Here is a 21570-nt window from a genome sequence, read left to right as displayed (position 1 = left end):
GCTCCCCTCGCCACCGTCGGACTCTCCGAGGCCCTTGCCTACCATCCGCCGTACGCTGTACGAACGTGTCCGGGCCCGGCGGCGAAACAGGGCGTCAGAGGTCGAGGACGAGGTCCTCGCGAGGGCGCGAGCAGCAGATCAGCGCGTTGCCGTCGGCGGGGGCCTCCACCGGCTCCGGCGAGTAGCCGATCGTGCCGGACAGCAGGCCGCTCTCGCAGGTGTGGCAGACCCCGGTACGGCACGACCAGCGGGTCGGCACGTCGCACGCCTCCGCGAGTTCGAGCAGGCTCTCGTAGGCGGGGCTCCATGGGACGGTGAGGCCGCTGCGCGCGAACGTGACGGCGGGCCCGGTTCCCGGCGCGCCGGTGGGCGGGTGCGGGGGCCGGGCGGCCACCGGGGTCACTCCCGGCGTCATCGCCGCCTGCGCGCCGAAGACCTCCGTGTGCACGCTCGCGGGGGCGAGTTCGGAGGCGAGGAGGGCGGGCGGCAGGTCGCGCATGAAGGCGGGCGGGCCGCAGAGGTAGGCGTCGGCGGCGTGCGGGACGCCGAGACGGCCGAGCAGGTCGACCGACAGCCGTCCCGCCGTGTCGTAGTCGGCTCCCTCGCGGTCGCCGGACGCGGGGTGGCTGTAGCAGACGTGCTCGTGCGCGTTGGGAAGCCGGGCGCAGAGGGCCTCGCTCTCGGCGGCGAACGGGTGTTCCGTGCCGTCGCGCGTGCCGTACAGCCACCACACCTCGCGGGCCGGGCGGGTGGCGGCCAGGGCGTGCAGCATGGCCAGGACGGGGGTCGCGCCGATGCCCGCCGACAGCAGCAGGACCGGCGCGTCGCCCTCCTCCAGGGTGAACGTGCCGCGCGGCGCCGCCGTTTCGAGAAGGTCACCGGCCCGCAGGTGGGCGTGGAGGTAGGTGCTGGCGACGCCCCTGGGCTCCTGCTTGACGCTGATCCGGTAGCGGCCGGTGCCGGGAGGGCCGGACAGCGAGTAGCTGCGGACGACCGGCGGGCCCCCGTTCTCGGGGCGCAGCCGTACGGTGAGGAACTGGCCCGGCAGGGCGGCGGGCAGCGGTTTCCCGTCGTCGGCCTCCAGGGTCAGCGAGAACACGCTGCGGCTCTCGGCGTCGATCCGGGTGATCCGCAGCGGCCTGAATCCCGGCCAGGCGGGCGGCGGCCCGGCCGCGGCGGGTGTCAGCCCGGGGTTGCCCGCCGATCCCTTCTCCGCGCCCTCGCCGTCGGGCCGGTCGAGCAGGGCGCGCAGGGAGGCCCGCCAGCCCTCGCTCAGCGCGGGGATGCGCAGCGCCCGCTCCAGCCGGTCGCGGGGGTGTCCCGGCAGGTAGAGCAGGGCGTCGATCTCCGCGACGGATATCGCCTCCGGCCCTGAGGCGACCTTGACGATCTCGTCGCCCGCCTCCACCCGCCCTTCGGTGATCACCCGGAGGTAGAACCCGGGACGCCGGTGGGACACCAGCAGGGCCGCCATCCGCGGCTCGTTCATCCGCAGGCCCACCCGGTAACAGGTGACCCGGGGCTGGGTGACCTCGAACACCGCCTCCCCGACGCGGTAGCGGTCGCCGACGCACACCTCGTCGTCGGGCAGCCCGTCGACCGTGAAGTTCTCCCCGAACTGCCCGTAGACGAAGTCGTCGCGGCCCAGTTCCCGCTGCCAGTGCCGGTAGGAGTCGATCTGGTAGACCAGCACCGCGCGGTGCTCGCCGCCGTGCCCATTGAGGTCTCCCTGGCCGTCCCCGTCGACGTTCAGGCGGCGTACCGTACGCGGCCCGGTCACGGACCGCTTCCACACCCCGGTGTGCACCGTCGTGCCGTGCCACGGGACGTCCTCGGGCAGGCCGACGTTGATCGACAGAAGCGTCGCCACGTGTCTTCCCCTTTGCGAAGAGGCACCCGGATCCCTAGCAGGATACCTCGTTCTCGCAGGTCAGCCGGGGTATCGTGGCGCGGCCGGCCTCACGCCACGGCGTCGGCGTCGGCGGTGCCGGTGATACCGGCCGCCTCGGCGATCTCGGCGGTGTCGTGCAGGGCGGTCAGGATGGTCAGTATCCGCTCGGCGTCGGTGAGCAGGCTTCCGGTCACCGCCCAGCCGTGCGGCTGGTCCAGCTGGCCGGTGCGGACCTCCTCGGTCATCTGCTCCTGGATCGCGCCGGCCCGCTCCAGCGCGGCGGAGATCACCGCGTTCAGCCTCGCGGGCTCGTCGGTGGTGCGCATCTGGGCCTCGAGCGCCTGGGCGAGCAGGTCCAGCAGCGCGGCGTAGTCGCGGGCGAACTCGTCGCTGATCCACGGCGGGCCGTCGCCGCGCCGGCGCTGGCGCTGATCGGCGTAGGCCAGCGCCCGCACCAGGGCGTGGATGTGCACGCCGATCTCGCTCATCGCCTCCAGCAGCCCTTCGTGGTCATCGTTCGTCTCGGGGACGCGGGTTCGGCGCAGGTTGTAGCGGCGGCTCTCCGCGCCGTCGGCGATGGCCGCGCTCGCCCGGGCCAGGTGGGCGTCCAGCCGGGCGGCGTGGCGCTGCCAGCCGGGCAGGTCCGACAGGTCACAGCGCTCGCGCAACCCGCCGGCCACCGCCTCCAGCAGCGCGGCGGCCTCCTTGCTCAGCCGGCGTACCGCCTCGTAGGGGCGGCGCCGGTACAGCGGCGGGAACACCATCGCGTTGACCAATCCTCCGGACAGCGCGCCGATGCCGGTGGCCACCACGTAGGCCAGCAGGTAGCGCTCCTGGGAGCCGGCCCCGAACGACAGCATCAACACCGCGGTGGTCGCCACGTCCGTGCCGTGCCGGCCCATCCGCCGCCAGCGCGCGGCCACCAGCGCCGGTGGCACGACCAGCACCAGGCTGAACGCGTTGAGACCGATCAGGTGGCCGACGCTGCCGGCCAGGATGACACCGGCGGCCACCGCGCACACCCGCCGCACCCCGTTGGTCAGCGTCTGGTACACCGTCGCGTGCACCATGATCACAGCGGTGGCCGGAGCGATCCACACCGTCTCGCGCGGCAGCAGGCGGTCAGCGAGGAACCAGGCCAGCACCGCGGCCAGGGTCGCCTTGGCGATCTGGCGCGCCTCGAAGCGCTGCTCGGAATCCCGCGTGCCCAGCCCGGCCATCTGCTCGCGCACATACCGCGCCTCCCGCCGGATCGCGCTGTACAACCAGCTCATGCTCTGATCAGCCATCGTTCGCCCTTCACCCAACGACCATGGTCCGGCGGACGGTGAGCGTCACGCCGCCCCACCGTCTCCCGCGCCCGCGGACATGTTGACTTTGTCCGCCATGGTGGGTACCCAGGAGATCGCCGCCCAGGCTGTCCGGTTCGGATTCGGTGGACGACGGGCCGATCACGGTCCGGGGCCGGTGAACGGCGGGCCGATCACGGTGATCGCGCCGGCTCAACCTCCGCAGCTGGAGTAGCGCCTGCTGCCGCGGTAGTCGTGGATCAGCCAGCCCCGCTCGGTCTCGCGGAGGGTCAGGGTTCCCAGGTCGTTGGGGTTCTCCGACGGCTTCTCGCCCTCGGGGAGGCTCCATCCCTTGCCGCGGTATCCGCTGAACGAGGTCCGTCGATGTCAGCCACGCAGAGCCTCCCGTACGGCGCGGAAGAGCCCGGACCGCGAGCCTGCGCACGCGGTCCGGGGTGCGTGCCGTCGCCTCACGCGGAGGCCGCGCCGGATCGGCCCGCCCCGTCCAGCAGGGCGTTGATCATATCCTGGAGCTCGGCGCGCCCGGTGGCGCCGAGCGCGCCGGTCAGCGCCCGGGCGAGCTTGTCGAGAGGGTCGTCCACCGGCAGCTCCTTCACCTTCCCGGCCAGCTCCTCCACGCTCCACAACCCGTCCTTGTGGATGTGGCCGCCGAGGGACCAGCCGTGGTTGACCGCGACCGTGCCGCCCCGTACCGACAGCACCTGGCCGGTGAGCGGGCAGGCCGGGCCGGCCAGGTAGGCGGCGACGGGCGCGACGGCGGCCGGGTGCAGGGGGTCGAACCGGTCCGCGGGCGGTTCCTGGCCCATGCCGGGAACCGCCTCCTCCCGCCCGATGCCGCACCCCGCTCCGGTGATGAGGACGACCCGTCCGTCCAGGCTTCCCATTCCAGACCAAGGAGGACGTGCTCCTGGCCAACGCCGACGTGCGCGTCGACCTGGCACTGGAGGCGATCGCCGGGCGCCGTAGCGGAGAGCCGCTGCCCGAGGTGCTGGTGCGGGCCACGGAACAGATGATCTTCAACGCCTGGGACAGCGACCTGCCCAGCGGCCTGGCGGCGCTCCGGGCGCGGCTGGCGGCCTCGGAACCGGCGCTGCAGGCCCGGCTGCTGCAGCGCTACCTCACCGCGCAGGCCGACCTGGCCCGGGCGCTGCAGCGGGCGTTCCCCGACAGGCTCGACGCGACCACCGCCTCCGCCCTGGTCGGCGCGATGGTGGGCGCCCTCAGCGCGTCCGCGCTCGACGCGCTGCGGCGCGGTGAGGGGCCCGACGAGGTACGCGACGCCATGCGGCAGGCCATGGCCCTGGTGGCGCGGTCCGTCACCTGACCGACGGCCCCGGCCGGTGAGGCCGCGGCGACGCCCCGCTCATCCGGCCTGCGGGCCGAGCACGTGCCATCGGATCGGCGGGGCCGATACGCGTCATCAGGTCGGTGAGACAAGCGTGTGCCACCGAATCGGCGGGGCGAGCGCGTGTCATCCGGCCGGTGGGGCGAGCGCGTGGCCGATGCGCGCGTGCAGTGCCCTGAAGCGCTCGACGAGCTCGGCCGGTTCGTGGACGGTGAAGTCGAAGCCGAGCAGGGTCACGTGCAGGGCGAGCCCGTCGAGGGAGTCCGAGCCGACCCACAGGGTGCAGCTGCGCTCGTCGACCGCCTCGATCACCCCGGTGTCGGCCGAGACCCGTTCGGCCACCCGTGCCGCCGGGGCGTACATGGTGAACCGCGCCCGGTGGCGGTACCGATCGACGCCCACGGCCCAGGAGGCGTAGTCGCCGATGTCGTCGGCGGGCGGCTCGCGGGGGCTGAACCGAGGGCCCGCCGGGGTCCGGGGCAGCAGCCGGTCGACCCGGAAGGTCCGCCAGTCCGTCCGGTCGAGGTCGTAGGCCACCAGGTACCAGCGGCGCCCGGCGTGGACGAGCTTGTGCGGCTCGACCGTGCGGGTGCTCTCGGTGCCGTCATGGCTGCGGTAGTCCATCCGCAGCCCCCGGTGGTCGCGGCAGGCCGCGGCGATCGTGGTCAGCACCTCGGCCGAGACGACCGCGCCCGGCCGGTGCTGGGCCACGATCGCCGCGTCCAGCGTCGAGACCCGGTACCGCAGCCGGGGAGGCAGGATCTGCTCCAGTTTCGCCAGGACCCGCACCGATGTCTCCTCGATCCCGGCCACCGTGCCGTCGGCCGCGGTGCGCAACCCCACCGCGACCGCCACGGCCTCCTCGTCGTCGAGCAGCAGCGGCGGCATGGCGGCCCCGGCGCCCAGCCGGTAGCCGCCGACGTTCCCGATCGTGGCGTGCACCGGGTAGCCGAGCTCGCGCAGCCGGTCGACGTCACGGCGCACGGTGCGCACCGTCACCCCCAGCCGCTCGGCCAGTTGCGGGCCGGTCCAGTCCCGGTGCTGCTGCAACAACGACAACAACCGGAGCAGACGAGCGGACGTCTCAAGCATGCCCCCCATTGTGCGTCGCAAGGAGGACAGTAACTGACCTCCTTGGCTGACATGCTCGTCTCAGTGATCGCCGCCGACCGGAGCGGAGGCCTGACGGCGCGGTGCCCGCGGGCCCCTCGCCGGAAACACAGGCATGGGCTCGTGGCCGAGCCCCGCGAGGCGGACACGCCCGGCCAGGACACCACCCGCGCACGCGGCCGCACGCCCCGTGCCGACAGATGAGGAGTCGTGTTGAACAGCGAGATCAAGCCGTTCCAGGTCCACGTCCCGCAGTCCGAGCTGGACGACCTGCGGCGGCGCCTGTCCGCCGTCCGCTGGCCCGTCCAGGTCCCGGACGCCGGATGGAGCCGCGGCGTGCCGCTGGAACACCTGAAGGAGCTGACCGAGTACTGGAGCACGACGTACGACTGGCGCGCGACGGAGAAGCGGCTCAACCGGCACCCGCAGTTCACCACCCGGATCGACGGGATCGACCTGCACTTCCTGCACGTCCGCTCACGCCACCCGCAGGCGCTCCCGCTGATCGTCTCGCACGGCTGGCCCGGGTCGGTCGCGGAGTTCCTGGAGGTGATCGAGCCGCTGACCGACCCCGACGACCCGGCCGACGCCTTCCACCTCGTGATCCCCTCACACCCGAACTTCGGGTTCACCGGGCCGGCCCCGGCCGGCTGGGACGCGCGCCGCATCGCCACCGCCTACGCCGAGCTGATGGCCAGGCTCGGCTACGAGAGGTACGGGGCGCAGGGCGGCGACTTCGGCGCGGTCATCGCACCCGACCTCGGGCGGGTGGACCCCGAACACGTCGCCGGCGTGCACGTCAACGCGGCCACAATCGGGTTCATCCCGCTCGGCGACGTGCCCGCCGACACGGCGCTCACCGACGCCGAGCGGGTCAGGCTCGAGCGGATGAACCGCTTCCTGTCCGACGGCAACGGCTACTTCCAGATCCAGGCCACCCGCCCGCACACGCTCGGTTTCGGCCTGGCCGACTCCCCGGTCGGCCAGCTCGCCTGGATCGGCGAGAAGTTCCACGACTGGGCCCACCCCGCGGGCTCGATCGGGGCCGACCACGTCATCACCCACGCGATGCTCTACTGGCTGACCAACACCGGCACCTCCTCGGCCCAGCTGTACTACGAGTCCATGCACAGCGGCAACTGGCCCACGCCTTCCCGGGTGCCCACCGGCGTGGCCAACTTCGCCGAGGACATCGCGCTCCGTTCCTTCGCCGAACCGCTCAACCACATCACCCGCTGGACCGAGTACGACCGCGGCGGGCACTTCGCCGCCCTTGAGGTCCCCGGCCTGTTCGTGGACGAGGTGCGCGCCTTCTTCCGCACCGTCCGCTGACCACCCGGCCAGCACGACGCTCGTTCCCCTCAGCCGGAGCATGAAGCCGCCCCCTCAGCGTCCGAGCATGAAGTCGCGGAGGGTGGCGGCCGGCCGGTCCTCGGCCTCGAGCGCCAGGCTGTGGCCGCACCGGTCGAAGACCTCGCCGCGTTCGGCGCCCTCGGACACCTCGCGCATCCGGTCGGCGACGAGGGAACCGAAGAACTCCGTCGCGCTCACCGTCATGATCGGCAGAGTCGGCTTCCTCTTCGCCGGAAGGGGCCCGCCGGGCGTCCGGGGCTGGGCGCGTCCCCGACGGCTCTCAGGACGACGCTCCGTAGCGGCTGGCGATCGCGGTGGCGCGATCGCGCAGGGAGTCGCGCAACCACCGCGGGGTCAGGGCCTCGGCGTTCGTGGTGAGCTGCCACAGCGCCCATTCGGCGTGTCTCGGGTCCTGGAAGGTCACCTCCAGCCGCAGCCAGCCGTCCGGGTCGGCCTCCCCGTCTTCTTCCGCGTGGACGGCGAGCGCGGTGCCCACCAGGTCCTCCCGCCGGGCCGGGTCCACCCGTACCAGCACGGTGACCTGGTCGCCGCCGGCCCGGAACCGCGTGCCGCGCTCCTGCCAGGCCCGGTCCAGATCGACCCGGTCCGGTCGCTGCGCGGGTTCGGCGAGTTCCTCGGCGGCCAGGATCCGGGACAGCCGGTAGGTGCGGTCCGCGCCGGACCTCGTGGCCAGCAGGTAGCCCCGGTCGCGTACGGTGACCAGGCCGATCGGGTCCACCGTGCGCCACCTCGGGCCCTGGTCCGCGGCCGCGTAGTGGATGCGCAGCCTGTGACCGGCGAACACCGCGCGCAGGACCTCGGCCACTACGGCGTCGGGCACCTCCTCGTCGACCAGCCGGCGAGAGAGGAGGTCGGTCTCCGGGTCGATGAGCAGCCGCTCGGCCGCTCCGGCCGCGGTGCCCCGGTAGCTCTCGGGCAGCGCGTCGACCACCTTGAGCATCGCCGAGGCGAGCGCCGAGCCGAGGCCGAACGCCTGCGCGCCGCGCCGCGATCCGGCGACCAGCAGGGCGAGGGCCTCGTCGTGGTTCAGCCCGGTGAGCTCGGTCCGGAACCCCGGCAGCAACGCGAACCCGCCGTGCCGGCCGCGCTCGGCGTAGACCGGGACACCGGCCGCCGACAGCGCCTCGATGTCGCGCAGCACGGTTCGGGTGGACACCTCCAGCTCGCGGGCCAGCGCCGTCGCCGACAGCCGGCCGTACTGCCGCAGCAGCAACACCAGCGAGACCAACCGGTCAGCACGCACACGAAAACCCTACTGAAATACACGACACAAGATGTCGTGATTTGCCGGGAAGCTGATCATCGTCACGAACAAGACGACGGCCACCGAGCCGATCGGCATACGTGATGTCGACGAACCGAACGGAGCTGACATGACAGTGGAACGAACGGCGATCAACCCGTGGGCGTGGTCGGCGGGGATGGGATACAACCAGGGCGAACTCGTCTCCGGGCACACCCGGACCCTGTACTGCGCCGGGCAGGCCGCGATGGGCGGCGACGGCGAGCCCCGGCACGCCGGTGACATGGCGGCGCAGCTGGCGCTGAGCCTCGACAACCTGGAGGCCGTGCTCGGCGAGGCCGGCATGTCCCTCGCGAACCTCGTCCGGCTCAACGTCTACACCACCGACGCCGACCGGCTCTTCGAGCACTACGGCGTGCTGGCGGCACGGCTGGGCGCCACCGGGGCGGCGCCGTCCACCACGATGCTCGGGGTGACACGGCTGGCGATCCCCGACCTGATGGTCGAGTTGGAGGGAACCGCCGTCGCGTGACGCGACCTCCCCCCGAAGCCGGACGCGGCCCCGAGACCTGCCACCGCCCGCCGCTCGCCACCCGTCCGGCGTCCGGCCGGGCGGACGGGCGGACGGGCGGACGGGCGGACGGGCGGACGGGCGGACGGGCGGCACCGCGTCACGATCGGGCGCCCGCGCCCGTTGCGACGCGTGAGCTCCCGGGGGTCGCGGCAGCGGTGATCGCCGGCGCCCTGGCCGGCGTCCCGGAGTCCTGGATCGGGCCCGCTCGTGACGGTGGCCCCGGGTGACGGCCGGGTCCCGTACCCGCTCAGAGCCTCCGGCGGTTCACCGCCGGAGGTGCGTGTTTCATCCCGATTCGTCCGTCGGGCATAAGATCGGCGACATGGCATTGCGGCTTGTTCAGATTGCGATGAACGCCCAGGACGACGCGGCACTCGGCCGGTTCTGGGCGGAGGCACTCGGCTGGACCATCTCCAGCGAGGAACCCGGCGTGACCAACCTCGAACCGGAGGGCTTCGCCTACCCCGACCCCGTCGCCGTCTGCGTCGACATCATCGCCGTCCCGGAACCCAAGACGGTGAAGAACCGCGTGCACGTCGACCTCGCCACCACCTCCGCGGCCCACCAGGCGGAGCTGGTCGCGCGCCTGCGGGCCCTCGGCGCGACGCCCGCCGACGTGGGCCAGGGCGACGTGCCGTGGACGGTCCTGGCCGACCCGGAGGGCAACGAGTTCTGCGTGCTGGAGCCCCGGGAGGTCTACCGCGACACCGGGCCGATCGCCGCGGTCGTGGCCGACTGCGCCGATCCCCGGGCCATGGCCCGCTTCTGGGGCCGGGCGATGGACTGGCCCCTGCACGAGGTCACCGACGACCACGCGGTGCTGCGCTCGGCCAAGGGGGTCGGCCCGTATCTGGAGTTCCTCCGCACGCCCGGCACCAAGACCGTGAAGAACCGCGTCCATCTCGACCTGCGGCCGTACGCCGGTGACGACCTGGCGGCGGAGGTGGCCCGGCTGCGGGCCCTGGGCGCCACCGACCTCGACCTCGGCCAGGGCGACGTCCCGTGGACGTGCCTCGCCGACCCCGAGGGCAACGAGTTCGACGTCCTCACCCCGCGCTGACCCGGACCGGCGGGGACCACCGCCGCCGGAAAACCGTTTGAGCCCTCCTTCCGCTGTCCCCTAGATTGCCTGCGGCCCCATCGCAGTGAAAACAGAGGACAGAACCGCGTGACCCCGCCTGCTCTTCAGACCTGACACCTTCTTCCGCTCACCTTCAAGCCGACCCTCCCGTCGGCTCCGCCGGGCTGCCCGCACGCGCCCGGTCGTACGGCGTTTGAGGCCGCGCGCAATCGGCCTCGTGTCAGGTCTAGAGAGATCATGTCTTCACAACCTCATATCGTGCTGTCCTGGTTCGTCCGCCGGACCAGGCTGCCCCTGCTGTCGCTGCGGTGCGTGGACTGCCCGTCGGAGTCGGCCACCACCGGCGAGGGCAGGTTCCGCGTCAACGCCAACGGCAAGCTGCTGGACGTCTGGCTGCTGGTCCGCTGCGTGTCCTGCGATTGGACGAGCAAGCTCACCGTGCACGAGCGAGCACCGGTCAGGTCCTTCGATCCGGCCGAGCTCGACCGTTATCACACCAACGATCCGGAGCTGGTGGCGTCCAAACTGCTGGATCCGCTGTTCGCCCGGCGCAACCGCTTCACCCTGGACTGGAAGGGGGCCTGGCGGTTGGACGCCCCGCCGGTACGGCTCGACGAGGCGTGGCCGGTCAAGGTGGAGGTCCTCTTCGAGGACCCGGTCCCGCTCCGCCCGGATCGGCTCGTCGCGCGGGAACTCGGCCTCAGCAGGAACGAGGTGCCGCGCCGGATCAAGTTCGACGTCCCGCCGCGCCGTTCGACGAGCGCCGGATTCACCTTCACCGTGATGGCCGAGAACTAGCGGGGACGCGGCCGGGACGAAGCCGTACGCGGGCTCACCCTCGCGTCACGGCGAATCCCGATCCGGCCGCGATCGTGCCGGGTCCTGCCCGGGTTCTGCCCGGGCAGGACCCGGGCAGGACGCGGGCAGGACGCGAGCAGGACCTGGGCAGGACGCGAGCGCGACCTCCACCGGCCCCGTCGCCCCCCACGGAACCGCTCCGCCTCAACCCTGGTGACACCAGCCGTGAAATGTGAAGATTGCAATCGTTTGTCCACCGATCGATAGGTGAGAAAGCATGACAGGCGATCACGCGCGCAGGGCCCTGGTGGTCCGGGGCGGCTGGGAAGGACACGCCCCGGTGGCCGCCACCGAGCTCTTCGTCCCCTTCCTCCAGGAGCATGGATTCGAAGTACACCGGGCGGACTCCCCCGCACCGTACGCCGACCCCACCTTCATGTCCGGCGTCGACCTCATCGTGCAGTGCTACACCATGGGCACGATCGAACCGGACGAACTACGCGGGCTCGAAGCGGCGATCCGCGCCGGTACCGGAATGGCGGGCTGGCACGGCGGCATCGCCGACGCCTTCCGCGCCTCCTCCGACTACCTGCACCTCATCGGCGGGCAGTTCGCCTGCCACCCCGGAAAGGACCCCGCCGAACGAGACGGCTCGCCAGCCGACAACTACGTCCCCCACACCGTCACCGTGCTGCCCGAGGCCGGAAACCACCCGATCACCGCGGGCATCGCCGACTTCGACCTCGTCACCGAGCAGTACTGGGTGCTGACCGACGACTACGTCGACGTGCTCGCCACCACGACCCAGAAGGTCCGCCCCTGGGACCCCTGGCACAGGGAGGTCACCTCACCGGCGATCTGGACCCGCGACTGGGGCGACGGAAAGATCTTCGTCGCCACCCCGGGACACGACCTCGACATCCTGCGCGACGACAACGTGCGCACCATCATCGAAAGGGGAATGCTGTGGGCCTGCCGATGAACGTCGGCGTCGTCGGGTGCGGATTCATCTTCGGCCAGTACCTCCGCAGCATCGAACGACTCACCGAACTACGGCTCGTCGCCGTCGCCGACCTGGACCTCGAACGGGCCGGGCAGGCGGTGCGCGAACATCCGGAGGTCGACGTGCTGAGCGTGGCGGAACTCCTGGCCGACCCGCGCGTCGACGTCGTACTGAACCTGACCGTCCCCGCCGCGCACGCCGAGATCACCCTGCGGGCCATCGCGGCCGGCAAGAACGTCTACTCGGAGAAACCTCTCGCCACGACCACCGCCGACGCCGCACGGGTGCTGCGCGCGGCCGCCGACGCCGGAGTACGGGTCGCCTGCGCACCCGACACCGTGCTCGGCACCGGCACGCAGACCGCACGCAGGGCGATCGACGACGGCCTGATCGGCAGGCCCGTCGCGGCGACCGCGACCATGCTGACGCCCGGCCACGAGCGCTGGCACCCCAACCCCGACTTCTACTACGCCCCCGGCGGCGGCCCGCTCATGGACATGGGCCCCTACTACGTCACCAGCCTGGTCACGCTGCTCGGGCCGGTGACGACGGTCGTCGGCGCCGCCAGCCGCACCCGGGCCGAGCGGACCATCGCCACCGGCCCCCGCCGCGACGAGACGATCCCCGTCTCCGTCGACACCCACGTCACCGGCGTGCTGATCCACGCCTCGGGGACACTGTCCACGCTGGTGATGAGCTTCGAGGGGGCGGCCACCAACGCGCCCCCCATCGAGGTGCACGGAGAGAAAGGCTCGCTCTCCATCTCCGACCCCAACCACTTCGACGGCCCCGTACTCCTGGCGAGAACGGGCGAGGAGGGCTGGCAGACCCTTCCCGCCACGGCAGGTTACGTCGAGGCCGGGCGCGGCGTGGGCCTCGCCGACCTCGCCACCACCCCGGCGGACCAGGAGCCCCGCGCGAGCGGAACGCTGGCCTACCACGTGCTCGACATCATGGAGTCCCTGCTGTCCTCGGCACACTCCACAACGGCGGTGACCGTCACCAGCACCTGCGAGCGCCCCCGGCCCGTGGCCGGTCGGCGCGACGCGCTGACGGGCTGACGGGCTGACGGGCTGACGGTCGCCCGTGCCGCGAGCGCCCGGTGGCCTCTCGCGGTACGGGCTACGCCGGTCTCTCTACGAGCGGCCGGCGACGGCCAGGTTGACGCCGAGTGCGATCAACACGGTTCCGGTGAGCCCGTCCACGGCCTTGCGCACGGCCGGCCTGGCGAACAGACGGCGCAGCGCTCCCACGATGTTGGCCACCAGGAGGAACCACAGCACGGTCCCCGTCACCGCGATCAGCGACAGCACCAGCGCGTCGCCCAGCCCGGCGTCACCGGAGACGAACTGGGGCACCAGCGCGATGAGGAACAGCGCCACCTTGGGGTTGAGCATGTTCGTCAGCAGCCCCTCGGTGAACGCCGCCGACAGGCCGCGCTTCCCCGGGTCGGGCAGATCCAGCCGCAGGTGGCCGCCCTCGCGCAGAGCCGAACGCCAGGCCTTGATCCCGAGATACAGCAGGTAGCCGGCCCCGACTACCTTGACCACGGTGAACGCCACGGCCGAGGCCGTCAGCAGAGCCGCGATGCCGCTCGCCGTGGCCAGCACCCAGACGAACACCCCGGCCGAGACGCCGGCCGCGGCCGCCGCCGTGCCGGGGCTCGCGCCACCGGGACGGCGGGAGCCCCGGCAGGACGTTGACTTTGTCGCAAGCTTTGACGCACTATATTGCTACAAAACTTGCGACAAAGGAGGCGCCATGACCCTCGAACCGTCACCGGACCCCGGCTCGCCGGCACGTGAGGCCGACCTGCGGCTGGCGGGCGAGTGGCTGGCCCAGCACGGCCTGACCGGTGCCCGGCCGACCCCGCTACTGGCCAGCCGGCTGGCGGTCCGCAGACGCGCCCGCCTCGCCGCTCATATCATTCTTGCCGTGCTGATCATCGCGAGCTCGCTCGCCGCCACTTCCGCCTTCGGCGGCCGCCAGCCGCGTCCCCCGCTGCTGGCCCTGACCGCGCTGGTGGCCGGACTGCTGCTGGCGCAGTCGCTGCTCGACCGGTGGGTGCGGCGCGTCGACCGGCGGGCGGGCGCGACGCTGTCTCGCAGGGCCGCCCATCTCGTCCAGCCCGGCTGGCAGGCCGTGCTCGGCCGGCCCTACGCCGTCTTCGTGGCGGTCACGTTCGCCGGTGCGATGGTGCTGGCCGGCAGCGCGCTGGCCGTTCCCGACCCCACCGTGCGGCAACTGGCCGTCGTGCTGCTGATCGGCCTGCTCGGCGTGACGGCCATCACCGCCATGCAACTGCACCACCTGCTACGGCGCCCGGTCGTGGCGCAGGACGAGGAATCGCTCACCGCGGACGTCATCATGCGCGTCGAGGACGCCCGTGAGCTCTCCGTACCGAGCGCGCAGTGGTCGCTGCCCATGGTGCTGCTGTTCGGCACCGCGCCCGGCTGGTGGAGCGTCGGCGCGGTCGCCTACCTGCTGCTGGGCCTGGCCGCGTTCGTCGTCCTTCAGTCCAGGATGCCGCCGAGTGTGACGGTGGCCCAGCGGGTCATGAGCGTCTGATGATCGTCATCGACGCGGCCTCGCCGGTGCCGCCGTTCGAGCAGCTGCGCGCCCAGCTCGCCCGGCAGATCCAGGAGCGCACGCTGGCCGTGGGCACCCGGCTGCCGACCATCCGCTACCTGGCGGCCGACCTCAGCCTGGCCGTCAACACGGTCGGCCGGGCCTACCGGGAGCTGGAGGAGGCGGGGCTGATCGAGACACGCGGGCGGGCGGGCTCGTTCGTGTCGGCCGCCGGCGAGGAGGGCCTGGAGCGGGCCCGCCGGGCCGCCGCCGACTACGCGGCCGTGATCGCCAGTCTCGGCATCGACCCGGGCGAGGCGATCCGCATCGTGCAGGCGGCCCTGACCTCCGGCGCGACGGCACCGGCCTCGCCATGACCGCGACCCGGCCGCGACCCGGTCTCGCCATGACCGCGACCCGGCCGCGAAGGTCACGTCACCGGACACCCCGCTTCCTGTCCGATCGCCCGCGGACGACGGTGGCCGTACGTCTCGCGGCGTCCGGTGAGGCCGAGGCTCGCGGGCCGTTCGTCCCGGGACGTGTTCGGGGTGTCGGCCGAGGTCCCGTTTCACGTACGCTCGGATCATGGTGCAAAGCCGGGCGGAAGACGTGGACGGCTACCTCGCCGAGGTGCCGGGGCAACGCAGGGAGGCTCTGGTCCGGCTGCGCGAGCTGTGCCGTACGGAGCTGCCGGGATTCACCGAGGTGATGGCGTACGGGATGCCCGTCTACGAGCGGGACGGCACCGGGGAGATCGGCTTCGCGAGCCAGAAGCAGTACGTCTCCTTCTACCTGCTGCGCGACGATGTCCGCGAGGCCTTCGCGGAGCGGCTGGCGGGCCATGACATGGGCAGGGGCTGCCTGCGCTTCCGCAGGCCGGAGAAGATCGACTTCGAGCTCGTCCGGGATCTGCTGCGGGCCACGGCGGCCGGGCCGGGCGAGATCCGCTGACCGCCGTGGCGCGGGTGGCGTCACGCGGGCCGGGCAGGGCCCCGTGGGCGCCGGGCGGGCCGGTCGAACCACGGCACGCTAAATCCGGGGCACGATCCCCTCGGTCCGGTCACGACGGGAGGTCGCGCCAGCGTTCGGCCGACGCCAGGGCGTCCAGGCTGATCCGCTCCAGGAACGCACCGCCCCTGGCCAGGCGGCGTCCCACCGGCGTGTCGAGCCCGAGCGTCCGCCCCGCCGCCTTCGCGATCTCCGCCGCCGCGAGCGTCTGCCGCGAGCCGATCAGCGTCGAGTGGTACCAGGCGTCGTCGTCGACCACGTAGACGTCGCGCCGCCGTTGCGGATCGCGTTCGCGCCTGATCAGCCCCTGCCGGGTCAGGTAGCCCACCGCCGTGGAGATCGAGGCGGGACTGACTTTCAGCCCGCGTGACAGCTCGGCCGCGGTGAGCCTGCCGTCCTCGCTCAGCCACAGGCCGATGAGCACTCGCGCCGTCATTCTCGGCAGGCCCATCCCGACCGCCATCTCGACGGCCCCCTCCTCCACCTCGAAGACCTCGCGGTCGCGGGGTCCGGCCGAACGCGCCGTGGTGTCGCGCCGCGCCCGCCGCGCCGCCGCCTGGTGTGCCCGCTCGGGGCGGTAGTCGCCGGGGCCACCGTTGCGGCCGACCTCACGGCTGATCGTCGAGGTCGGCCGGCTCAGCCGCCTGGCGATCTCGGCGTAGGAGCGGCCTTCGGCGAGACCGGTCGCGATGCGCTGGCGGTCCTGCCGGGTCAACCTTCCTTCTGACATCACACCATCATTGCGTTCGGCGCCACACAACGCAACACTTCATTGCATTCAGCTTCATCGTCAACGCACCAATTGAGCGGTTTCTACCTGCAGTTATGAGAATTGATCGATTGACAGAATTTCTGAAAGCAACGTAGCTTTCAATTGTGATGAACACGTACTATCGCGATGAGCCGGTCACCCCCTCTCTCGACCGCGCACCCGGCTGTCCCTTCGATCCCGCCCCTTCGCTCACCGCCCCGCGCGACGACCCCGGCCTGGCCGCCGGGCATCTCGCCTTCGGCCACGGCGTCCATCAGTGCCTCGGCCAGCAGCTCGCCCGCGTCGAGATGCGTGTCGCGTTTCCCGCGCTGCTCATCCGCTTCCCGACGCTGCGGCTCGCCGTACCGGCCGAAGAGCTGTCACCGCGCACCGACCCCTCGCAGGTGTACGGCGTGCGCGGCCTGCCCGTCACCCGGGACCGGGGGTGAACGCGATGGGAACCACGCGGAACTTCGTCTCGGTGACGGGGCTGCGCAAGTCCTACGGCGCCCACCGCGTCCTGGACGGCATCGACCTCGCCATTCCGCAGGGCACCGTCTTCTCACTGCTCGGCCCCAACGGCGCGGGCAAGACCACCGTGGTGCAGATCCTGTCCACCCTCATCAAGGCCGACGCGGGCGAGATCCGGGTGGCCGGGTACGACCTGGCCGGGGAACCCGACAGGGTGCGTGCCGCGATCGGCGTCACCGGCCAGTTCTCCGCGGTCGACAGCTTCCTCACCGGGGAGGAGAACCTGCGGCTCATGGCCGACCTGCTCCACCTCGGACGCGCCAGGGGCCGCGGGCGCGTCCGCGAACTGCTGGAGCGCTTCGACCTCACCGGTGCCGCGCGCAAGCCCGCGGTCACCTACTCGGGCGGCATGCGCCGCCGGCTCGACCTCGCCATGACCATGGTCGGCACGCCCGAGCTCATCTTCCTCGACGAACCGACCACGGGCCTGGACCCGCGCAGCCGCCGCACCATGTGGCAGATCGTCCGGGACCTCGTCCGGCAGGACGGCGTGACCATCTTCCTGACCACCCAGTACCTGGAGGAGGCCGACGAACTCGCCGACCGAATCGCGCTGCTCAGCCAGGGCCGGCTGGTGGCCGAGGGCACCCCCGGGGAGCTCAAGCGAATGGTCCCCGGCGGCCACGTCCTCGTGCGCTTCGCCGACCCCGACGGCTACCGCAGGGCGGCCGGCCATCTCGGCGCCACCTCCTGCGACGACGCGGCGCTCACCGTCCAGATCCCCGACTCCGGCGGAGTCAGGACGCTGAGGAGACTCCTGGAGTGGCTGGACGCGCATGCCGTCGACGTCGCCGAGCTGTCGGTGCACACCCCCGACCTGGACGACGTCTTCCTCACCCTGACCCAGGAGTCCACGACCCAGGAGCCCTCCCGATGAGAGCGATCACCCACTCGGCGACGATGCTGCGGCGCCAGGTCAAACACATCTGGCGCTACCCCACGCTGATCCTCACGTTCGCGTCCGTGCCCGTGGTGTTCCTGCTGCTGTTCGTCTACGTCCTCGGCGGCACCATGGGCGCGGGCATCGGCGCCGACCGCGCCGCCTACGCCGGATACCTCATCCCCGGCATCATGGTCACGACGATCGTAGGAGCCGCGCAGGGGACCACGATCTCGGTGGCGACCGACATGACCGAGGGCATCATCGCCAGGTTCAAGACCATGGCCATCGCCCGTGTCTCGGTGCTCACCGGGCACGTACTCGGGGCGATGGTGCAGACGTTCCTCGCGATCGCCGTGGTGACCGTGGTGGCGTTGCTGATCGGGTTCCGCCCGGCCGCCTCGGTGCCGGACTGGCTCGGCGTGATCGGCGTGCTGGCCATGTTCACCTTCGCGATCACCTGGCTGTCGGTCGCGCTCGCCATGGTGACCAAGGACGTGGCCACGGCCAGCAACCTGCCGATGCCGCTGATGCTGCTGCCGTTCCTCGGCAGCGGCTTCGTCCCGACCGAGTCGATGCCGGCTGGTCTGCGCTGGTTCGCCGAGCACCAGCCGGCCACCCCTGTCATCGAGACGCTGCGCGCGCTGCTGGCCGGGCGTCCGGCCGGGTCCGGCTTCCTGGAGGCGGCCGTGTGGAGCGCGGGCATCGCCCTGGCCGGTTACCTGTGGGCACGCAGGCTCTACAACCGGTGAGGTTCACCGGATTCGGCCCGGAAATCGAGGTGGCGGCAGATCGTGGCGCGGCTGACGCCGGGCCGGTGACGAGGACCGCGAGTTCGCCGTCGCGACGGCCGGGAGCCACCTGACCTGCCCCTCCGGTGTTTGTGGGATACCGGCGGGAAGTGGTTCCCGGACGCGCTCAGGCGAAGTAGTGGCCCTCCTTCAGGTCGGCGATCAGTCCCGGACCGGTCGGCCGCCATCCGAGCAGGTCGCGAGTGATCCGCGCCGAGGCGGGGCCGTCGACTCCCCAGAAGCCGCCGAGCCAGCCGACGTACTCCCCGGCCCGCTCGGGGGTGACGGAGACGGCGGGAACGCCGAGGTGTGACGCGAAGACCTCGGCGACCTCCCGGATCGGGACGCCCTCGTCGCCGACCGCGTGCAGCACCGACCCGGCCGGCGCGGACTCGAGCGCGAGGCGGAACAGGCGCGCGGCGTCGTCGCGGTGGACGGACGGCCAGCGGTTGGCGCCGTCGCCGACGTAGGCCGCGGCGCCCTTCTCGCGGGCGAACCTGACCGCGGCCGGAATGAACCCGTTGTCGCCGTCGCCGTGCGTGGCCGGCGGGAGACGTACGACAGAGGAGCGGACGCCGTGGCCGGCGAGCGCGAGGGTGTGGTGGGCGTTGCCCATCCGCCCGCCCCCGCCGCCGATCGGACCCTCGCGGTCCCCCGCGTCCGCCGGCCCGTCGCGTTCGGTGGCGACGGCCCCGGGCGGGAGCCCGAGCACGCCGAGGATGCCGGAGGCGATGACGAGGGGCTTGCCGGTGCCGGTGAGAGCCTCGCCGAAGGTCTCGATCGCCGCGCGATCGGCGTCGGTGGCCCCGGCGTAGTCGCCGGCGAAGGCGATGTCGTGCTTGAACGCGAGGTGGACGACCCCGTCGGACGACGCGGCGGCGTCGCGCAGGATGTCGAGGTCGTCGAGCGATCCCGGCCGGACCTCGGCCCCCGCGGCTCGCAGTGCCCGGGCCGCGGTGTCGGAGCGGGCGAGCCCGACGACCGTGTGACCCGCGGCGGTCAGCTCTGGAACGAGCCCGCGGCCGATCCAGCCCGACGCTCCGGTGACGAAAACGCGCATGGGGAACCTCCAGGACATGGGCGCCCGCCGGGCGGATCCGCGGCGGGCGGCCTCTTGAAGCCGGACACTATTCTTTGTACGGTCGTACTAGAAAAGTCAAGCCGAGACACACATCCGGAGGCAGTGATGGCGGGGCGGCCTGTCGACTACCAGCGGCGTGCCGAGTTGCTCGACGCGGTGGTCGACTACACGGTCGAGCACGGGTTCTCCGAGCTGTCGTGGCGGCCCGTCGCCGCCGCCCTCGGGGTCTCGCCCACGACGTTGGTGCATCGTTTCGGGACCAAGGAGCAGATGCTCCAGGCCGTCCTCGGGCGCCTGCGGGAGCGCATCTTCCAGGCCACCAGTGAGGCGGCCGGAGAGCGGCCCGGCCTGGCGACGGCCGTGCGCGCGGTCTGGGAACGGGCCTCCGCCCCTGACCAGGGCGCGGAGTTCAGGCTGTTCTTCGCGGTCTACGGGCGCGCCCTCCAGGCTCCCCGGCAGTTCTCGGACTTCCTGGAGCACGTCGTGGCCGACTGGATGGACGCCCTGCGCGACGCGCAGGGGCCGGACATCGACCCGGCGACGGCGACGCGCACGGCCACCCTCGTGATCGCCACGATCCGCGGACTGCTGCTCGACCTGCTCGCCACCGGCGACCGTGACCGGGTCCACGACGCCGCCGAGAGCTTCCTCGCCACCCTCGAAGGCAGCCCGTCCGGACGAAGCACACCCGAGCAAAGCACACTCGAATGAAACGCGCTCGGACAGAGCGCGCTCGGACAGAGCGCGGCCGCCGGAAGCGCGCGGGGCCGCGCCGAACCTCCGGCCCCGCGAGGTGATGCCCGGCACTGCCGAGCCTGGCGATCGACGACGGCCTTCGGCCTCCCCGGGCGGGCTCTCGTCACGCGTGTGGGCGCCGGGCCTGCCGCTTCTCCGGCCGTTCCTCCGGGTTCTCCGGATTCTCGGTTCTCCGGATTCTCGGGTGCGAGTGGTGGCTCAGGCGGCGCCCGGCGGACGCTCCACGACGCGGCGGCCGGCCAGCAGCAGCGCGGCGACGGCGGCGACGAGCCCGCCGGCGATGACCGGTGCGAGCGCCGCGAAGCCGAACGTGGCCGCGACCTCGCCGAACATCGGCGGGCCGAGCAGCGAGCCGAGGCTGCCCGCCTGGGCGACCAGGCCGCTGCCGACGTCGGCGTGGTCGAGCCGCTCCAGGATCAGCGGCAGGGCGGCGAAGACGAGGGCGGCCAGGAACCCGTTGGCGAGCGAGAGCGTCCCGGCGCCCGCGAACACGCCGGCGATCGGGCCGTCGCCGCCGTACACGAGCCAGGCGGTGGGCACGGCGAGCAGGCCGAGCAGCGCGAGGGCGCCGACCCGGGTGCCGCGGCGCAGCAGCATGCCGGCGAGCAGCCCGCCGACCGCGCTGAGCAGCGAGATCACCGAGGTGCCCGCACCCGCGGTGGCGGCCGACTGCCCGTGCTGCTCGATGAGGAGCGTGGGGAGCAGCACGATCACCGGGATGGTCACCAGCGCGGTCAGGCAGAACGAGGCGGCCAGCACGCCGGGCCACCGCAGCGCGCGCAGCCGGGGGACGGGCCCGGCGGCCGCCCGCGGACCGGCCCCCGGGCGGGGCAGCCCCAGCCATACGGCCGCCGCCATGAGGAGGGTGAGACCGGCGAGCAGGCCGATCCAGCCGCGCCAGCCGAAGGCGTCGCCGGCCGCGCCGCCGACGAGCGTGCTGGCGAACAGGCCCACGGACACGAACGTGGCCCAGATCGACAGGGCGGCGCTGCGGTTGCGTTCGTCGGCCAGGCGCAGGACGAGCACCGGCCCGGCGATGGTGACCAGCAGGTAGCCGAAGCCCTCGACGACGCGGGCGACGAGCAGCCCGGCGAAGTCGCCGACCAGGACGCTCGCCGCGCTCGCCACGGCGATCAGGACGAGGCCGTACAGCAGCGACCCGTGCGCGCCGAAGCGGCGCATCAGGTAGCCGCCGGGCAGGCCGAAGACGGCGCCGACGCCGACGACCGCCGAGATGACCCAGCCCAGCTGTGACAGGGACAGCGACAGCTGGTCGGTCACCGCCGGCCCGACGGGGGCGAACTTGCCCAGGCTCATGGCGGCGACGACGCCGCCGAGGTAGACGACGCCGATGGTCGCCCACCGCGAGCGCCGCCCGTGCTGCGCGGGCGCGTCCGGGGCTGGCTCAGACTTCACGGTCTCTCCTTCGCATGATGTCAGGGCCGCTCAATGGTCATCGTGCCCTCGCGTGCCGG

Annotated in this window: 22 protein-coding genes and 2 pseudogenes; 14 read left to right on the top strand and 10 right to left on the bottom strand. The window is 72.5% G+C overall.

All coding sequences use genetic code 11. From position 1 onward, the window contains the following. Positions 1-94: 94 nt before the first annotated feature. The 3 genes from ACFYWM_RS39360 to ACFYWM_RS39350 form a co-directional block, all read right to left on the bottom strand. The gene (locus ACFYWM_RS39360; RefSeq protein WP_389925232.1) at positions 95-1870 is read right to left on the bottom strand and encodes an MOSC domain-containing protein; all 1776 of its coding nucleotides are present in this window, start codon (positions 1868-1870) and stop codon (positions 95-97) included. 89 nt (positions 1871-1959) lie between these two features. Continuing rightward, positions 1960-3180: an aromatic acid exporter family protein gene (locus tag ACFYWM_RS39355; protein WP_389925229.1), complete on the bottom strand. Its 1221-nt coding sequence runs from the start codon at positions 3178-3180 to the stop codon at positions 1960-1962. Positions 3181-3650: 470 nt separating this feature from the next. After that, positions 3651-4085 carry a hypothetical protein gene (locus ACFYWM_RS39350; protein ID WP_389925227.1) on the bottom strand — a complete coding sequence of 145 codons (435 nt, stop codon included), beginning with the start codon at positions 4083-4085 and terminating at the stop codon, positions 3651-3653. Positions 4086-4102: 17 nt separating this feature from the next. Between ACFYWM_RS39350 and ACFYWM_RS39345 the strand changes: the two genes are divergently transcribed. Further along, complete coding sequence (locus tag ACFYWM_RS39345) at positions 4103-4525, top strand: TetR/AcrR family transcriptional regulator (protein ID WP_389925224.1); 423 nt, start codon at positions 4103-4105, stop codon at positions 4523-4525. 147 nt (positions 4526-4672) lie between these two features. Here ACFYWM_RS39345 and ACFYWM_RS39340 read toward each other — a convergent pair whose 3' ends face one another. Beyond that, on the bottom strand, positions 4673-5638 hold the full coding sequence (locus ACFYWM_RS39340; protein ID WP_389925222.1) for a helix-turn-helix transcriptional regulator: 966 nt from the start codon (positions 5636-5638) through the stop codon (positions 4673-4675). Between the two features lie 228 nt (positions 5639-5866). Between ACFYWM_RS39340 and ACFYWM_RS39335 the strand changes: the two genes are divergently transcribed. Next, entirely contained in the window at positions 5867-6988 is a 1122-nt protein-coding gene (locus ACFYWM_RS39335) for an epoxide hydrolase family protein (RefSeq protein ID WP_389925219.1), read from the top strand. A gap of 54 nt (positions 6989-7042) precedes the next feature. On the opposite strand, the gene ACFYWM_RS39330 is transcribed toward ACFYWM_RS39335, so the two are convergent. Then, entirely contained in the window at positions 7043-7213 is a 171-nt protein-coding gene (locus ACFYWM_RS39330) for a hypothetical protein (RefSeq protein ID WP_389925216.1), read from the bottom strand. Between the two features lie 76 nt (positions 7214-7289). Further along, positions 7290-8273 carry a helix-turn-helix transcriptional regulator gene (locus tag ACFYWM_RS39325; RefSeq protein WP_389925213.1) on the bottom strand — a complete coding sequence of 328 codons (984 nt, stop codon included), beginning with the start codon at positions 8271-8273 and terminating at the stop codon, positions 7290-7292. A gap of 136 nt (positions 8274-8409) precedes the next feature. Here ACFYWM_RS39325 and ACFYWM_RS39320 point away from each other — a divergent pair, with 136 nt between their 5' ends. The 5 genes from ACFYWM_RS39320 (at position 8410) to ACFYWM_RS39300 (ending at position 12790) form a co-directional block, all read left to right on the top strand. After that, on the top strand, positions 8410-8805 hold the full coding sequence (locus tag ACFYWM_RS39320; RefSeq protein WP_389925243.1) for a RidA family protein: 396 nt from the start codon (positions 8410-8412) through the stop codon (positions 8803-8805). Positions 8806-9169: 364 nt separating this feature from the next. Then, on the top strand, positions 9170-9907 hold the full coding sequence (locus ACFYWM_RS39315; RefSeq protein WP_389925210.1) for a VOC family protein: 738 nt from the start codon (positions 9170-9172) through the stop codon (positions 9905-9907). A gap of 279 nt (positions 9908-10186) precedes the next feature. Next, positions 10187-10726 carry a DUF1062 domain-containing protein gene (locus ACFYWM_RS39310; RefSeq protein ID WP_389925207.1) on the top strand — a complete coding sequence of 180 codons (540 nt, stop codon included), beginning with the start codon at positions 10187-10189 and terminating at the stop codon, positions 10724-10726. A 277-nt stretch (positions 10727-11003) separates the two neighbouring features. Further along, positions 11004-11708, top strand: coding sequence for a ThuA domain-containing protein (locus ACFYWM_RS39305; RefSeq protein WP_389925205.1), 705 nt, complete (start codon positions 11004-11006; stop codon positions 11706-11708). After that, positions 11693-12790 (top strand): Gfo/Idh/MocA family protein, encoded by a 1098-nt coding sequence (locus tag ACFYWM_RS39300; protein WP_389925202.1) that lies wholly within the window; start codon positions 11693-11695, stop codon positions 12788-12790. The genes ACFYWM_RS39305 and ACFYWM_RS39300 overlap by 16 nt, the downstream gene beginning before the upstream one ends. A gap of 75 nt (positions 12791-12865) precedes the next feature. Here ACFYWM_RS39300 and ACFYWM_RS39295 read toward each other — a convergent pair. Further along, positions 12866-13372 (bottom strand): annotated as a pseudogene (locus tag ACFYWM_RS39295) (LysE family translocator); the annotation flags it as partial. 118 nt (positions 13373-13490) lie between these two features. Between ACFYWM_RS39295 and ACFYWM_RS39290 the strand changes: the two are divergent. The 3 genes from ACFYWM_RS39290 (at position 13491) to ACFYWM_RS39280 (ending at position 15248) form a co-directional block, all read left to right on the top strand. Next, entirely contained in the window at positions 13491-14297 is an 807-nt protein-coding gene (locus ACFYWM_RS39290) for a hypothetical protein (protein WP_389925199.1), read from the top strand. Beyond that, complete coding sequence (locus ACFYWM_RS39285) at positions 14297-14674, top strand: GntR family transcriptional regulator (RefSeq protein WP_389925196.1); 378 nt, start codon at positions 14297-14299, stop codon at positions 14672-14674. The genes ACFYWM_RS39290 and ACFYWM_RS39285 overlap by 1 nt, the downstream gene beginning before the upstream one ends. A gap of 208 nt (positions 14675-14882) precedes the next feature. Next, positions 14883-15248 carry an iron chaperone gene (locus ACFYWM_RS39280; protein ID WP_389925193.1) on the top strand — a complete coding sequence of 122 codons (366 nt, stop codon included), beginning with the start codon at positions 14883-14885 and terminating at the stop codon, positions 15246-15248. Between the two features lie 109 nt (positions 15249-15357). Here the strand turns inward: ACFYWM_RS39280 and ACFYWM_RS39275 are convergent, their stop codons facing one another. Next, positions 15358-16035: a helix-turn-helix domain-containing protein gene (locus ACFYWM_RS39275; protein ID WP_389925191.1), complete on the bottom strand. Its 678-nt coding sequence runs from the start codon at positions 16033-16035 to the stop codon at positions 15358-15360. Between the two features lie 266 nt (positions 16036-16301). Here ACFYWM_RS39275 and ACFYWM_RS39270 point away from each other — a divergent pair. The 3 genes and pseudogenes from ACFYWM_RS39270 to ACFYWM_RS39260 all read left to right on the top strand — a co-directional run. Then, positions 16302-16505, top strand: a pseudogene (locus tag ACFYWM_RS39270) (cytochrome P450); the annotation flags it as partial. 5 nt (positions 16506-16510) lie between these two features. Beyond that, positions 16511-17464: an ATP-binding cassette domain-containing protein gene (locus tag ACFYWM_RS39265; protein WP_389925188.1), complete on the top strand. Its 954-nt coding sequence runs from the start codon at positions 16511-16513 to the stop codon at positions 17462-17464. Further along, positions 17461-18219, top strand: a complete 759-nt coding sequence (locus ACFYWM_RS39260; RefSeq protein ID WP_389925186.1) for an ABC transporter permease — start codon at positions 17461-17463, stop codon at positions 18217-18219. The genes ACFYWM_RS39265 and ACFYWM_RS39260 overlap by 4 nt, the downstream gene beginning before the upstream one ends. 166 nt (positions 18220-18385) lie before the next feature. Here ACFYWM_RS39260 and ACFYWM_RS39255 read toward each other — a convergent pair whose 3' ends face one another. Further along, entirely contained in the window at positions 18386-19318 is a 933-nt protein-coding gene (locus ACFYWM_RS39255; RefSeq protein ID WP_389925183.1) for an SDR family oxidoreductase, read from the bottom strand. Between the two features lie 126 nt (positions 19319-19444). Here ACFYWM_RS39255 and ACFYWM_RS39250 point away from each other — a divergent pair, with 126 nt between their 5' ends. After that, entirely contained in the window at positions 19445-20050 is a 606-nt protein-coding gene (locus ACFYWM_RS39250) for a TetR/AcrR family transcriptional regulator (RefSeq protein WP_389925180.1), read from the top strand. A gap of 243 nt (positions 20051-20293) precedes the next feature. On the opposite strand, the gene ACFYWM_RS39245 is transcribed toward ACFYWM_RS39250, so the two are convergent. After that, positions 20294-21511, bottom strand: coding sequence for a CynX/NimT family MFS transporter (locus ACFYWM_RS39245; protein WP_389925177.1), 1218 nt, complete (start codon positions 21509-21511; stop codon positions 20294-20296). Positions 21512-21570: the final 59 nt, after the last annotated feature.

This window comes from Streptosporangium sp. NPDC002721, from assembly GCF_042888905.1.
Taxonomy (GTDB): Bacteria; Actinomycetota; Actinomycetes; order Streptosporangiales; family Streptosporangiaceae; genus Streptosporangium.
Note: the sequence above shows the minus strand (reverse complement) of the source record. Positions and strands in the feature narration are given on the sequence as shown.